This is a genomic window from Sphingobium sp. AP49, assembly GCF_000281715.2.
Taxonomy (GTDB): Bacteria; Pseudomonadota; Alphaproteobacteria; order Sphingomonadales; family Sphingomonadaceae; genus Sphingobium.
In genome coordinates, this window is record NZ_CP124576.1 from 1,967,210 (window position 1) to 1,979,906 (window position 12,697).

General features: G+C 62.0%; 14 protein-coding genes and 1 pseudogene. 12 read left to right on the forward strand and 3 right to left on the reverse strand.

What is annotated here, in order from left to right:
• Positions 1-76: 76 nt before the first annotated feature.
• From PMI04_RS09580 to PMI04_RS09610, 7 genes and pseudogenes are all read left to right on the forward strand, one after another.
• Positions 77-1,855, forward strand: coding sequence for an ATP-binding cassette domain-containing protein (locus PMI04_RS09580; RefSeq protein ID WP_007704817.1), 1,779 nt, complete (start codon positions 77-79; stop codon positions 1,853-1,855).
• A gap of 60 nt (positions 1,856-1,915) precedes the next feature.
• Positions 1,916-2,674 carry a class I SAM-dependent methyltransferase gene (locus PMI04_RS09585; protein ID WP_007704816.1) on the forward strand — a complete coding sequence of 253 codons (759 nt, stop codon included), beginning with the start codon at positions 1,916-1,918 and terminating at the stop codon, positions 2,672-2,674.
• A pseudogene (locus tag PMI04_RS09590) lies at positions 2,671-3,383 on the forward strand (VIT family protein). Before PMI04_RS09585 ends, PMI04_RS09590 begins: the two are co-directional and overlap by 4 nt.
• A gap of 39 nt (positions 3,384-3,422) precedes the next feature.
• The gene (locus PMI04_RS09595; protein WP_007704814.1) at positions 3,423-3,968 is read left to right on the forward strand and encodes a glutathione peroxidase; all 546 of its coding nucleotides are present in this window, start codon (positions 3,423-3,425) and stop codon (positions 3,966-3,968) included.
• A 76-nt stretch (positions 3,969-4,044) separates the two neighbouring features.
• Positions 4,045-5,403, forward strand: coding sequence for a M20/M25/M40 family metallo-hydrolase (locus PMI04_RS09600; RefSeq protein ID WP_238535870.1), 1,359 nt, complete (start codon positions 4,045-4,047; stop codon positions 5,401-5,403).
• The gene (locus tag PMI04_RS09605; protein WP_007704810.1) at positions 5,393-6,709 is read left to right on the forward strand and encodes a M20/M25/M40 family metallo-hydrolase; all 1,317 of its coding nucleotides are present in this window, start codon (positions 5,393-5,395) and stop codon (positions 6,707-6,709) included. Before PMI04_RS09600 ends, PMI04_RS09605 begins: the two co-directional genes overlap by 11 nt.
• 128 nt (positions 6,710-6,837) lie before the next feature.
• Positions 6,838-7,485, forward strand: a complete 648-nt coding sequence (locus tag PMI04_RS09610; RefSeq protein WP_007704807.1) for a trimeric intracellular cation channel family protein — start codon at positions 6,838-6,840, stop codon at positions 7,483-7,485.
• 75 nt (positions 7,486-7,560) lie between these two features.
• On the opposite strand, the gene PMI04_RS09615 is transcribed toward PMI04_RS09610, so the two are convergent.
• A complete protein-coding gene (locus tag PMI04_RS09615) occupies positions 7,561-8,568 on the reverse strand; it encodes a class 1 fructose-bisphosphatase (RefSeq protein WP_007704804.1) in 1,008 nt (335 codons plus the stop codon).
• Between the two features lie 497 nt (positions 8,569-9,065).
• A complete protein-coding gene (locus tag PMI04_RS09620) occupies positions 9,066-9,515 on the reverse strand; it encodes a hypothetical protein (protein WP_007704802.1) in 450 nt (149 codons plus the stop codon).
• A gap of 143 nt (positions 9,516-9,658) precedes the next feature.
• Between PMI04_RS09620 and PMI04_RS09625 the strand changes: the two genes are divergently transcribed.
• Both PMI04_RS09625 and PMI04_RS09630 read left to right on the forward strand, forming a co-directional pair.
• Positions 9,659-10,045 carry a thermonuclease family protein gene (locus tag PMI04_RS09625; RefSeq protein ID WP_007704800.1) on the forward strand — a complete coding sequence of 129 codons (387 nt, stop codon included), beginning with the start codon at positions 9,659-9,661 and terminating at the stop codon, positions 10,043-10,045.
• On the forward strand, positions 10,032-10,163 hold the full coding sequence (locus PMI04_RS09630) for a hypothetical protein (protein WP_007704798.1): 132 nt from the start codon (positions 10,032-10,034) through the stop codon (positions 10,161-10,163). The genes PMI04_RS09625 and PMI04_RS09630 overlap by 14 nt, the downstream gene beginning before the upstream one ends.
• On the opposite strand, the gene PMI04_RS09635 is transcribed toward PMI04_RS09630, so the two are convergent.
• The gene (locus PMI04_RS09635; RefSeq protein ID WP_007704796.1) at positions 10,160-10,813 is read right to left on the reverse strand and encodes an SOS response-associated peptidase family protein; all 654 of its coding nucleotides are present in this window, start codon (positions 10,811-10,813) and stop codon (positions 10,160-10,162) included. The two genes, PMI04_RS09630 and PMI04_RS09635, sit on opposite strands and share 4 nt — an antisense overlap.
• 98 nt (positions 10,814-10,911) lie before the next feature.
• Between PMI04_RS09635 and PMI04_RS09640 the strand changes: the two genes are divergently transcribed.
• From PMI04_RS09640 to PMI04_RS09650, 3 genes are all read left to right on the forward strand, one after another.
• Positions 10,912-11,187 carry a hypothetical protein gene (locus PMI04_RS09640; protein ID WP_007704792.1) on the forward strand — a complete coding sequence of 92 codons (276 nt, stop codon included), beginning with the start codon at positions 10,912-10,914 and terminating at the stop codon, positions 11,185-11,187.
• Positions 11,171-11,455 carry a hypothetical protein gene (locus tag PMI04_RS09645; RefSeq protein ID WP_007704788.1) on the forward strand — a complete coding sequence of 95 codons (285 nt, stop codon included), beginning with the start codon at positions 11,171-11,173 and terminating at the stop codon, positions 11,453-11,455. The genes PMI04_RS09640 and PMI04_RS09645 overlap by 17 nt, the downstream gene beginning before the upstream one ends.
• 460 nt (positions 11,456-11,915) lie before the next feature.
• Complete coding sequence (locus PMI04_RS09650) at positions 11,916-12,653, forward strand: transposase (protein ID WP_007704781.1); 738 nt, start codon at positions 11,916-11,918, stop codon at positions 12,651-12,653.
• Positions 12,654-12,697 lie beyond the last annotated feature (44 nt).

The window sequence follows — 12,697 nt, forward strand, 5'->3', positions numbered from 1 at the left end:
CATGCGTTGAAAGCCGTCCGACAGCTTTCCGGTTCCACTCTTGCTCTTGATCCTCTTACCTCCTAGCTGCACGGCCATGGCAGCTCCCATTCTCTCATTCGAAAATCTCGGCCTCTCGCAGGGCAGTCACTGGCTGTTCCGGCATATCGACATCCATGTCGGCCAGCGCGATCGGCTGGCACTGATCGGCCGCAACGGTGCGGGCAAGACGACTCTGCTGAAGCTGCTCGGTGGTCAGATCGAGCCGGATGAAGGCACGCGGTCGGTCCAGCCTGGCATGCGCGTCATCACGCTGGAGCAGGATCCCGACGTCAGCGCGTTCAAGACGCTGCACGATTTCGCGCTGGCGGGACAGTGGGCGCCGCCCGCGCACGAGGTAGAGGCGATTGCCGACCAGCTCGGCATTGACCTTAGTCGCGAGGCCGCCACCGCCAGCGGCGGCGAGCGCCGCCGCGCCGCGATCGCCCGCGCGCTGGCGAGTGAACCCGACCTGCTGCTGTTGGACGAGCCGACCAACCATCTCGACATCGCGGCGATCGACTGGATCGAAAACTGGTTGGCGCGCTACAATGGCGCGTTCATCGTCATCAGCCACGACCGCGCCTTCCTGACCCGGCTGACGCGCCAGACTTTGTGGCTCGACCGCGGCCAGATGCGCCGCAATGAAGTCGGCTTTGGCGGCTTCGAGCAGTGGATGGAGGCTGTCTATGCCGAGGAGGCACGCGCGGCCGACAAGCTTGATGCCAAACTCAAGATCGAGGCGCACTGGCTGGAGCGCGGCGTTACCGCTCGCCGCAAGCGCAACCAGGGTCGGCTGGCCAAGCTGTGGGAAATGCGTGCGGAACGCGCCGCCATGGTCGGGCCGCAGGGAACGGCCAAGATTGCGGTTGCGAGCGACGACAGCAAGACCAAGAGCGTCATCAAGGCCGAGCATGTCACCAAGATGTTCGGCGACCGGACCATCATCAATGATTTTTCGTTGCGCGTGCAGCGTGGCGACCGGATCGGCATCGTTGGCGGCAATGGCGCGGGCAAGTCGACCTTGCTCAAGCTGCTGACCGGCGAACTGGCGCCCGACAGCGGCGATGTGACGCTGGCGCGGACGCTGGACATGATCTTCATCGACCAGCAGCGCAGCTTGATGCAGGGTGACAAGAGCGTACGCGACGTGCTGGCCGAGGGCGGCGACTGGATCGACGTGCGCGGCACCCGCAAACATGTCCATGGCTATTTGAAGGACTTCCTCTTCGATCCCTCGCTGGCGGAGGCAAAAGTCGGCACATTGTCGGGCGGCGAGCGTTCCCGCCTGCTGTTCGCGCGCGAATTCGCCCGCGAATCCAACCTTCTGGTGCTGGACGAACCGACCAACGACCTCGACCTCGAAACGCTCGATCTGCTCCAGGAAGTGATTGCGGACTATGACGGCACGGTGCTGATCGTCAGCCATGACCGCGATTTCCTCGACCGCACCGTCACCGTCACGCTGGGCCTCGACGGATCGGGCAAGGTCGATGTGATCGTCGGCGGCTATGCCGACTGGATCGCCAAGCGCGATCCCCGTCGCGCGCCCAAGGCGGAGAAGAAGGAGGCTGCGGCCCCGCCGCCGCCCAAGCCGGTGTCGGCCAAGTTGACCTACAAGGATCAGCGCGACCTGGACCTGCTGCCCAAGAAGATCGAGGAGCTGGAGGCGGCGATCCTCCGTGACGAGGAGGCACTGGCCGATCCCGCCCTCTATACCCGCGATCCGGCACGGTTCGCAGCACTGACTAAGGCGATCGAGAAGGCTCGATCTGAAAAAGATGCGGCCGAGGAGCGCTGGCTGGAATTGGCGGAGAAGTCGGAAGGGTTGGGCTGAGCCCCTTGCTTCCATGCCGCCATCTGATAGCCAGTTGATCCCAATCTGCAGGATGACCGCATGATCGATACCGACAGGGACTGGCGGATATGGGGCGAAACCGATCCCTATTATGGCGTCGTTTCGTCGCCGCAGTTTCGTCGCGAGCAGATCGACATCGACGAATTTTTTCTGACTGGTGACTCCTATATCCAGGACCGGCTGGCCCGGCTGGAACGGCAATTGGGGGTGATACCCCGCCGCCGGGCGCTCGATTTCGGCTGCGGGGTCGGTCGTGTTGCCCTGCCGTTGGCCGCGCTGTTCGATGAGGTGGTCGGCCTCGACGTTGCGCCTGGGATGCTCAAGGAAGCGGAAAGGCTGCGGTTGGAGCGCGGCATCGGCAATGCGCATTTTCGCCTGTCCGACGATCGGCTGAGCATGGCGGTGGGCGAGTTCGACTTCGTTCACAGCTATATCGTCTTCCAGCATATCGCGGTGGAACGCGGGCTGCCGCTGATTGCGCGTCTGCTCGATCATGTCGCGGTCGGCGGTATGGCCAATATCCATGTGGCGATCCGGCGCGGGGATAGCCCGGGCCGGGCAGCCTTTTACCGTGCCCGGACCCATATTCCGGGGCTGCAGCGGCTGGTCCACCGGCTGCGCGGCAAGAAGGCGAGCGAGCCGATGATGCAGATGAACGAATATCCGGTCTCGGCCATCTTCTCGATGATGCACCTGCGTGGTTTCGGTCAGGCCTTGGTCGATGTGGAGCGGCATGGCCGTTTCCTCACCATGCACATTGCCGCGCGGCGGATCAGCCCGACGGAGCAGGTGCCATGACCGCGCCACGCATCGAGCCGCCCCGGCCGCATCATGCCGTCCATTATGTCAATCGGGTTGGCTGGTTGCGTGCGGCGGTGCTGGGCGCGAATGACGGCATCGTGTCGACCGCCAGCCTGATGACCGGCATTGCCGCATCGGGTGCCACGGGCGAATCCATCCTGCTATCAGGCATCGCCGCGCTGGTTGCGGGGGCGATGTCGATGGCGGCGGGCGAATATGTTTCGGTTAGCGCGCAATCGGATACCGAACGGGCCGACCTTGCCAAGGAAAAGAAAGCCTTGGCGACGCAACCGCATGCGGAGTGGGAGGAGTTGCGCGATATTTATGTCGAGCGTGGGCTGACCGTGGAATTGGCCGGGCAGGTTGCGACCCAGTTGATGGATGCCGATCCGTTGGGTGCCCATGCGCGCGACGAACTGGGCATTTCCGATATGAGCAAGCCGCGTCCGGTGCAGGCGGGCCTCGCCTCTGCGGCCAGCTTTGCCTGCGGGGCGGCCCCCCGGTGCTGGCCGCAGCCATCGCGCCACCCTTCGCCGGGATCAGCGTGGTGCCGGTATCGCTGCTCTGCCTGCTGATCCTGGGCTATGTCGGCGCCTGGCTGGGGGGCGCCCATCCGGGGCGCTCGATGCTGCGCACGCTTTTCTGGGGCGCCCTGGCGATGGCGGTGACGGCGGTGGCGGGCCGTCTTTTCGGCGCCGCGATATGATGGCAAGGTCCATCGCCTGATATCCAAGGGAGACGATGCATGACCGCGATCCAGCAGATACCGCTCAAGACGATCAAGGGGGCCGATACGAGCCTGGCCGACTATGCCGGCAAGGTGGTGCTGGCCGTCAACGTCGCCTCCAAATGCGGGCTGACGCCGCAATATGAGGGGCTGGAGAAGCTCTATGCCGATTACCGGGACAAGGGATTGGTCGTCGCCGGCTTTCCTGCCAATGATTTCGGCGCGCAGGAGCCGGGTACCAATGACGAGATCGCGACGTTCTGCACCACCAATTTCGGTGTGGATTTCCCGATGTTCGAGAAGATCGTGGTCAGCGGGCCAGACAAGCACCCGCTCTATGCTGCCCTGACCAGCGCCGTGCCAGACGCGCAGGGCGATGGCGATACATTCCGTGACCGGCTCAAGGGCTATGGCCTGACCCCCAATCCGGTGCCGGAAATCCTGTGGAATTTCGAGAAGTTCGTGATTGCCAAGGACGGCAGCGTCGCAGCGCGTTTCGCGCCGACGACGGCGCCGGACGATCCGGCGCTGCTTGCGGTGATCGAGGCTGAATTGGCGAGATAAGGCAATCGGAGAAGGGGGCGATATGCACAAGGGGATGATGGCGGCTTTGGCTGCGGCGACAATGCTCACCGCGCCGATGACGCAGGCCGCCGAAACGACGGCCGACCGCGCGGCACTGCGGGCGCTCTACAAGGAACTGGTCGAGACCAACACGACCCTGTCCTCGGGCAGTTGCACGGTAGCGGCGCAGAAGATGGCGGCTCATCTCAAGGCTGCCGGCTTCCCCGATCGCGATATCACCCTCTTTTCCGTGCCCGAACATCCCCAGGAAGGCGGCATGGTCGCTGTGCTTCCGGGCGTGTCGAAGACGCTCAAGCCCATGCTGCTGCTCGGCCATCTCGACGTGGTGGAGGCCAAGCGCGCAGACTGGAAGCGCGATCCCTTCGTGATGGTCGAGGAAAATGGCTATTTCTACGGCCGTGGCACCGCCGATATGAAGGATATGGATGCGGCCTGGGTCGATATTCTCGCCGCGCTCAAGAAACAGGGCTACAAGGGACAGCGCACGATCAAGCTGGCACTGACCTGTGGTGAGGAGACCACCTATGCCTTCAACGGCGCACAGTGGCTGTCCCAGAACAAGCCGGATCTGATCGCCGCCGAGTTCGCCCTCAACGAAGGCGGCGGTGGCCGCACGGACGGCAAGGGCAAGGTCGTCTTGCAGACCATGCAGGTGGGGGAGAAGGCGGTACAGAATTTCCGCATCGAAACCACCAATCCGGGTGGGCACAGCTCGATCCCGGTGCGCGACAATGCGATCTACCAGCTGGCCGATGCACTCGGCCGGGTCCGTGATCATGAATTCCCCGTGCAGATGACCGATACGACCCGCGCCTTTTTCAGCAAATCGGGCGCGGCAATGGGCGATGACATGGGCCGGGCGATGGTCGCGCTGGCGAAAAACCCGGCTGATGCAGCGGCCGAGAAGATCGTATCCACCGACCGCAGCTATCATTCGATGTTGCGCACGACCTGTGTCGCGACGCTGCTCGATGGCGGTCATGCCAATAATGCGTTGCCGCAGCGGGCGGGCGCGAACATCAATTGCCGCATGTTTCCCGGCAACAGCATCGAACAGACGCAGGCCGATCTGGCCAAGGCGATCAACGATCCGGGCGTGACGATCACCCCGGTGCCGCCGATCCGCCCGGTCGCCGTGCCCCCGACGCTCGACCCGCGCATCATGGAACCATCGGAAAAGCTGGTCGCCAAATATTTTCCCGGTGTTCCCCTCGTACCGGTGATGTCGACCGGGGCGACCGACGGCATCTTCCTGGAGGCGATCGGTATTCCAACCTATGGCGTGCCCGGTGGCTGGTATGATCCCGATGGCAATGGTGCTCATGGGCTCGACGAACGTTCTGCTGTGCAGTCGCTCTATGTGCAGCGCGACTTTCTCTATGATTTGGTGAAGATACTGGCTGATGCGAAATAAGATTGTGAAGGCCGCGCTCTGCGGTGCGATGCTGCTGGCGACCACGGCACAGGCGGCGCTGAGCCCGGCCGAACAGAAAATCGGCGCCAGCGTCGATGCCGGCCATGCGCCGGCGATCGGACTGCTGGAAAAGCTGGTGAACCAGAATAGCGGGTCGATGAATATTGCCGGCGTCAAGGCGGTGGCTGACATGTTGCGTCCCGAATTCGAGGCGCTGGGCTTCACCGTGACCTGGAAGCCGATGGACCAGGTGAAGCGCGCCGGCCATTTCATCGCCGTCCACAAGGGGCGTGCGGGTACGACGAAGATGCTGCTGATCGGTCATCTCGACACGGTGTTCGAGCCGGATTCGCCGTTCCAGACCTTCAAGCGCGACGGCGACTGGGCTGCCGGACCGGGTGTGGGCGACGACAAGGGCGGCGTGGTGACGATGCTGCTGGCGCTCAAGGCGATGCAGACGGCCGGCACGTTGAAGAACGCCAATATCGAGATCGTGTTGACCGGGGACGAGGAGGATTCGGGCGATCCGGTCTCGATTTCCCGCGCCGACCTGATCGCAGCCGGCAAGCGGGCCGACGTCGCCCTCGATTTCGAGGGGCTGAGCCGGGAAGACGGCAAGGACATGGGCTCGATCGCACGCCGGTCCTCCAACAGCTGGACCCTGACCACCAGCGGCAAATCGGCGCACAGTTCGGGCATCTTCTCGGCTGCGGCCGGTGACGGCGCGATTTACGAAATGGCGCGCATCATCACCGCCTTTCGCAAGGAATTGCCTGAGCCGAACCTGACCTTCAATGTCGGGCTGATCGGTGGCGGCCAGAGCGCCGATGTCGACAAGGATGGCGTGCGGATCGCCGTCACCGGCAAGACCAACATCATTCCGCCGGTTGCGGTCGCCAAGGGCGATTTCCGTACCTTGAGCCAGGACCAGACCGAGCGGGTCCGCGCCAGGATGCAGGCGATCGTCGATAATGGCCATCTGCCGGGCACCGGTGCCAACATTATTTTCGACCTGGGCTATCCGTCCATGGCGCCGACGGCGGGTAACCGTGCGCTGCTGGGTAAGCTCAACGGCATCAACAAGGATCTTGGCCTGCCCGAAATGCCCGAACTCGATCCGCTCAAGCGCGGTGCGGGCGATATCAGCTTCGTGGCGCAGGATGTCGACGGGCTGGTGGGCCTTGGCCTCGCCTCGACCGGCGACCATAGTCCGGCGGAAAGGGCGGATCTGTCGACCATGCCGCGCCAGGCCAAGCGCGCCGCTATCCTGATGACCCGGCTGTCGGGGGAAAAGGGCCGCAAATAAGCGCAAGCGCGCCTCTGAAACGATCCGCCTGGCATGGATGTGAAAGGGTGGCGGCTGTGTCTGGCCTGTTCCGGCAGTCTCGCCGCCACCGCTCGACTTTTCAAGGCGGGGGAGGCTAGGAAGGACATATGTTGCCTGCCCCGCCTTTGCTCGTCACCCATATCGGCCCGGTGCTGGAAACGCTCAGCCTGATCGGCACATTCGTGTTTGCGGCCTCCGGTGCGCTGGCGGCCGCGCATCTGCGCCAGACATTGGTCACTTTCGCCTTTTTTGCCCTGCTGACCGGAGTAGGGGGCGGCACTGTGCGCGACCTGTTGATCGATGCGCCGGTCTTCTGGATCCATGACCCAGCGCCGTCGATCGTCTGCATGGCGGCGGCGGTCACCGTCTGGGTCACGCCGCGGCGCTGGTGGAGCGATCATGCGCTGGACTGGCTCGATGCCATCGGCCTTGCCGCCTTTGCGGTGTTCGGTGCGGCCAAGGCGATGAGCTTTGGCGTTCCCCCTTTTGTCGCCGGCATGATGGGCGTGGTCACCGACTGCGTCGGCGGCATCATGCGCGATACGCTGGCGGGGGAACCCTCGATCCTGCTGCGGCCCGAACTTTATGTGACGGCCGCAGCCTTCGCATCTGGGCTGTTCGTGCTGCTGCGTCTCGTCGGTCTGGATGTCCCGGTCGCCGGCGTCATCGCGGCGTTGCTTGGTTTTGGCCTGCGGGCGCTGGCGATCCACCGGGGCCTGGGCCTGCCCGCTTACAAGGACATGCGCGCACCCTGATCGGGGGAACTGCACCGCCAAGGTCGCGCGTCGCCCGGCCGATGAAAACCGGGCGACGCGCGGAATAATCATGCGTCAGTGCGCGTTGCCATAGGCCGTCAGCGTTTCTACCTCGGCCTTGTCGCCGAGCACGACGCCGACCCGCTGGTGCAGGCCGGTCGGCTCGACATCCATGATCGGAATGAACCCGTCGGTGGCGGCGCCACCGGCCTGTTCGACCAGGAAGCTCATCGGATTGGCCTCGTACATCAGGCGCAGTCGCGCCTTGCCGGGGGTGCGATGATCATAGGGATACATGAAAATCCCACCCCGCTTCAGGATGCGGTGGACGTCGGCGACCATGCTGGCGGTCCAGCGCATATTATAGTCCTTGCCGCATGGTCCGGCCGTGCCTTCGACCCGTTCCTCGATATAGCGGACGACGGCCGGCGACCATTGGCGGCGGTTGGACATGTTGATCGCAAATTCGCATTTGCCCTGCGGCATCGTCATGTTCGCGTCGGTCATGATCCAGGATCCGACCTCCCGGTCGAGCGTGAACTCATAGACGCCGGTTCCGACCGTCAGCACCAGGATGGTCTGGGGACCGTAGATGGCATAGCCTGCGGCAACCTGCTGGCGCCCCTTCTGAAGAAAATCCTCCTCCATCACTTCGCGACCGGGAACGCCTTCGGGCGCCTTGAGTACGGAGAAAATCGTGCCGACGGACAGGTCCACATCAATATTGCTCGATCCGTCGATCGGATCATAGAGCAGCAGATATTCGCCCTTGGGGTAACGGTTGGGAATGCGGTGGATGGTCGCCATCTCCTCGGATGCCAGCGCGGCCAGATGGCCACCCCATTCATTCGCCTCGAGCAGCAGCTCATTGGCGATCACATCTAGTTTTTTCTGCACCTCGCCCTGGACATTCTCGCTATCGAGGCTGCCGAGCACCTCACCCAGCGCACCCTTGCTGACCGCATGGCTGATGGTCTTGCAGGCGCGCGCCACGATCTCGATCAGCAGGCGAAGCTCGCCGGGCAAAACTTTTTCATTGCGCTGCTGCTCGATCAGGAAGCGGGTCAATGTTATCCGTTTCAAGTATATTCCCTCTCATATACGAAGAATGGCGAATAATTGTGCGCCATGCGCGGCGGCCATAGGCCGGATAGCCGCGAGTGCGGTTCGATTGCTATCTCTGATTTCGCCAAATGCATATTGTGCCGGTCAATGGAGCCTTGTCCGCGCTTTCTTCCCGAACGAATGGCAATTGATCGTTGCGGGAATATGGCATCGTCCGATCCGGCTGATCGATTAGCCGGTTCTGTTCCATGCTGCGACAGCGAAGCTCATGTTTCCGACGAAACGTGGTGATGCTGCGGTGGAGCAGAAGGGGCCGGGGACGGGCCGGACCATCATGTCGACGGTCATTTGTGGTGAGTCCAGCTGGGTTCGAACCAGCGACCTACTGATTAAAAGTCAGTGCAATATTCAATCATTTCAACGCTTATTCCGCTATATACACGATCTGTTCACGGACGCTATCCTGCCGCGTCGCGCGATTTGTCGGAATGAACCAATGTCAGTTGCGCGGGCCATCAGGCGCGCCTCCGACGGTCGAAATTGATGTCGCAGAATTCGTCCTTCGGCTCGGGACACCCCTCATGCGGCCGGCGCATCATCTCGTCGCGCCTGGTCGGCCGGGGCAGGGTGGGCGTGGCCCCGTCCAGGGCAACCCGGATGACTGCGCCGAAGCTATCCGCCTTGTGGAATATCGCCTTCATGCTGGGCAGGAAATTCCGCGCCCAATCAGCCTGGGCGCCGGTGACATATCCGATCTGCCGACCACGCTGCGAATAGACCGACACGGCCGGCGCGCCTTCGACCATCCGTTTGAGCGGGCGCAGGCTCACCCGCTCGCCAGCGGTGCACCGATCGATCTCCGCCTGGCGTCGTGACGCGCAGTCGGTGCGGAAGTTGGCCCCTATGACCGCCAGCCCGATCGACGGAGCGACGGCCGGCCGGTCATTACCAGCGGCGATTCTCATAGTGAGAACATAATGCGAACAAAGGCCCGTTGGAAGCCTTGATCATGCTCGATGGATGGTGGGACGCTCGGTGCAAAGATGGGGCGCAGCGCAGACCAAAATTCTGAATTTTGACCGTGATGACAACCTGCTATCGGCGAACCATGATCCTCCCCATCCTCATCCTCTCCATTTGGACGCCGCCCACCACCTGCACGGCCGTTGATGGCGACACCCTCAGATGCGACGAGATCGGCCGCGTGCGCCTGCTGGGCATCGATGCTCCTGAGATGCCCGGGCACTGCCGCAAGGGCCGGGTTTGCGCCCCGGGCGATCCAGTGGCCAGCAAGAAGGCTCTGGAGAAGCTGGCAGCGCGCGGGGTGACGATCAGCCCGGTCACGCGCGATCGCTATGGGCGCACGGTTGCCCAGGTCTATGCCGGAGATAAGAACCTGGCATGCGAGCAACTTCGCGCGGGCAGGGCGGTTTATGTCGAGAAGTGGGACAATGGCCATCGATTAGCTAAGGAGTGCCGATATGCCAGGCCTTGAGGATCTTGACGACAAGACGCTGATTGATCTCTGGAACGCAGCAGCGGACCCGGAGAACCCGACCGAATATGAGCAGGCCGTGATCGCCGAAATGGAACGACGCCAGATCGACTTCTAAAGCAGCGCCGGCCCCGCAGGCGCGCTACCCTTCTTCCTGAACCACGGCGCGGCGGTATGCTCGACCACCATGCGCTCAGCCGGATAGGGCCGGTCAAAGCGATATAGCTCCTCCAGCGGCGCATGCAGCCAGGTATCCCAATCGGCCGGATCGAGGATCACCGGCGATCGATCGTGAATGTCGATCAGCTCTGGCGTGTTGTCGGTCATGACGCCGGTATAGACGCCGCCCCATTCATCGCTGTTCGTCCAAAGGCCTGCCCAGGCGAAAATGGGCTGATCCTTCACCGATAGCCACGTCTCGGTCATGTGGCCAGGCTCTCCCACGGCTTCGGCATAGCGCGCCGTCGGGATCAGGCAGCGGTTTCGCGGATCGATGGCCCAGCGCTTCCAATAGCTGCCGAGCTTGTCGAAACGAGCATTGTTCACCGGTTTCGGCTTGAGCGGCTTCCCGGTCTTCTTGCTCTTCTGCGCGAGCGGAAAGCCCCAGGTCATTTGTTCCAGCACCCGTTCACCATCCTCCAGTCGGATGATCGTCCCGGGCTGGGCAGGATGCGTCTCCAGCGGCCCTTCATTGAAGCGCGCACCGGGCTTCGCGTCGAACAGCCTCAGCACCTTCTGCGTGTCGCCGCGTTCTGCCCGATTGCACATGTGGGCAGGGTGGTTCGCGGCCAACCGAGAGTCAACCGGACTCCCGTTTGTTCTCATTCTGTTCTAATATGCGGGCACGACTCGGATGGAGAAAACCGATGACCGTATGTCTTGAATATGGTGATGGCCTCTGGTTCGTGGCCAAGCCAAAGGCCGCGCCGGATGGTCAGTTCACCCACGACCGGGTGGAGCCGGGCTATGCCAATCACATCGAGGCAGCCGATGCGGCGATTGCGTTTGCCATCGCGAACGATCTCCCGGTGGAGGACCGCAACGCAATGATCGAAGCGGCGCATGAGACGCTGGAGTTCTTTGCCGCAGACAGGATGAACGATGAGCGCGTGAGGCCGCTTGCCAATGTCGACCAGGCCTGACGATACCCTGATCCGCGACTTCTGCCGGGAGAACCGCCTGTCATTCCTCTGGCGCACGCGGATGGATGGCAACCGGGCGCGTGCTCACATCACGGTCAAGCGTGGCGAGGAAACGCTATATGATGTCGGAACGAACGGTATAAACACCGAACAAGGCGTGCTGGATATACTGTCAGCATGGGCGATCAAGCACATCACTGAGCCGCCAAAACCAGACACGATATCGGGCTGGACGCATGCCAAGCCGAAGCATCGCGAAGGGGACTGATGAAGCACCTACTGCTCACCCTTGAGTTATGGCTGATCGTCGCATTGTCGGTCGCTGGGGTCGCGATGGGGATTGCCAACATCGTCACCAGATGACCGCCGCCTGACCACATCGGCCAGGATGTCAGGCCAGTGAATTTGCGGCGCATCGGTTCGCAGGTATCATGGCGGTGAGAATCTGCCCATGAAGCTAAGGATGGCCGATGTCGCGTAAATTATATCTCCCAATGATCACAGAGATCGACCCCAGCGACACGATCCTTTATATTCGCAAGCCCGGACCCATAATTCGCGGAGAAGGCGACACAAATCTGGCTTGTGGGTCCTGTAAGTCGGTGCTGGCAACTGGATGCACTACTGCCGAGATCGCGCGCAATCTAAAGTCGAAGGGGCGGGTGCTGTTGGAATGCCAATGCGGCGCGACGAGTTTAGTCGATCCGGCTGTAAGTGTTCATTAAGCCATGGAAGGCACGCTTAAACGCTCAGATATCGCCCAGGGCATCCAGTCTGAACTAGGGCACGATCCTGTGCTTTCGCGCCGCATGGTCGATTCCATCATCGAGCATATGGTCTGTGCGATTGCGACCGGAGAACCGCTTAAAATCAAGAATTTCGGCGCGTTCCACTCCCATGAACAGAAGCCGAGAATGGCGCGCAACATTTCAACAATGGCGCCGGTGCCGTTGCCAGCGCGACGTGTGGTCATTTTTCGACCCAGCGGCGCCCTCCGCGATGCAGTAGAGCAGGCACCCGACCAATTCATAGAAACTGATCGCCCGAGTAAGGTAAAGAAAAGCCAATCTCTGGAGACGCCCACGTCGTTCCTTCTAACGAATGACCAGTGGGCTAAGATGCAGCCGCTCTGTCCCCATCCTCGTGCAGCGGCAAGCAACGAGATCGATAAGAATCGCCTATTCATCGAAGCGGTGCTTTGGATCGTCCGCACAGGCCTGTCTTGGAGCCAACTACCGTCAAACTTTGGTCGATGGAAAAGCGTGTATGGGCGTTATAAAACTTGGGTAGAAGCAGACATATTCATGTGGTTGTTCAAGGCCTGCTCCGAAGATCCAGACATGCAATTCGCAATGATTTCTGGGCACATCGTGGATCTGAAGCATAGGCGCAATCCAGGCCTATGGGGACGTCCTGGTTCCGACCCAAAGGAAGAGGCGGAGCCAAAGGCCCGCCCAAAAGTTTAGTCCAGCGGAAAGCCAAGGCGAAGCTTGCGATAGGAGGCAACGAT

Excerpts from the sequence above, each read along its gene's own strand:
- PMI04_RS09580 (WP_007704817.1), top strand. The coding sequence starts at position 77 with ATGGCAGCTCCCATTCTCTCATTCGAAAATCTCGGCCTCTCGCAGGGC.
- PMI04_RS09585 (WP_007704816.1), top strand. The coding sequence starts at position 1,916 with ATGATCGATACCGACAGGGACTGGCGGATATGGGGCGAAACCGATCCC.
- PMI04_RS09595 (WP_007704814.1), top strand. The coding sequence starts at position 3,423 with ATGACCGCGATCCAGCAGATACCGCTCAAGACGATCAAGGGGGCCGAT.
- PMI04_RS09600 (WP_238535870.1), top strand. The coding sequence starts at position 4,045 with ATGACGCAGGCCGCCGAAACGACGGCCGACCGCGCGGCACTGCGGGCG.
- PMI04_RS09605 (WP_007704810.1), top strand. The coding sequence starts at position 5,393 with ATGCGAAATAAGATTGTGAAGGCCGCGCTCTGCGGTGCGATGCTGCTG.
- PMI04_RS09610 (WP_007704807.1), top strand. The coding sequence starts at position 6,838 with ATGTTGCCTGCCCCGCCTTTGCTCGTCACCCATATCGGCCCGGTGCTG.
- PMI04_RS09620 (WP_007704802.1), bottom strand. The coding sequence starts at position 9,515 with ATGAGAATCGCCGCTGGTAATGACCGGCCGGCCGTCGCTCCGTCGATC.
- PMI04_RS09625 (WP_007704800.1), top strand. The coding sequence starts at position 9,659 with ATGATCCTCCCCATCCTCATCCTCTCCATTTGGACGCCGCCCACCACC.
- PMI04_RS09630 (WP_007704798.1), top strand. The coding sequence starts at position 10,032 with ATGCCAGGCCTTGAGGATCTTGACGACAAGACGCTGATTGATCTCTGG.
- PMI04_RS09635 (WP_007704796.1), bottom strand. The coding sequence starts at position 10,813 with ATGTGCAATCGGGCAGAACGCGGCGACACGCAGAAGGTGCTGAGGCTG.
- PMI04_RS09640 (WP_007704792.1), top strand. The coding sequence starts at position 10,912 with ATGACCGTATGTCTTGAATATGGTGATGGCCTCTGGTTCGTGGCCAAG.
- PMI04_RS09645 (WP_007704788.1), top strand. The coding sequence starts at position 11,171 with ATGTCGACCAGGCCTGACGATACCCTGATCCGCGACTTCTGCCGGGAG.
- PMI04_RS09650 (WP_007704781.1), top strand. The coding sequence starts at position 11,916 with ATGGAAGGCACGCTTAAACGCTCAGATATCGCCCAGGGCATCCAGTCT.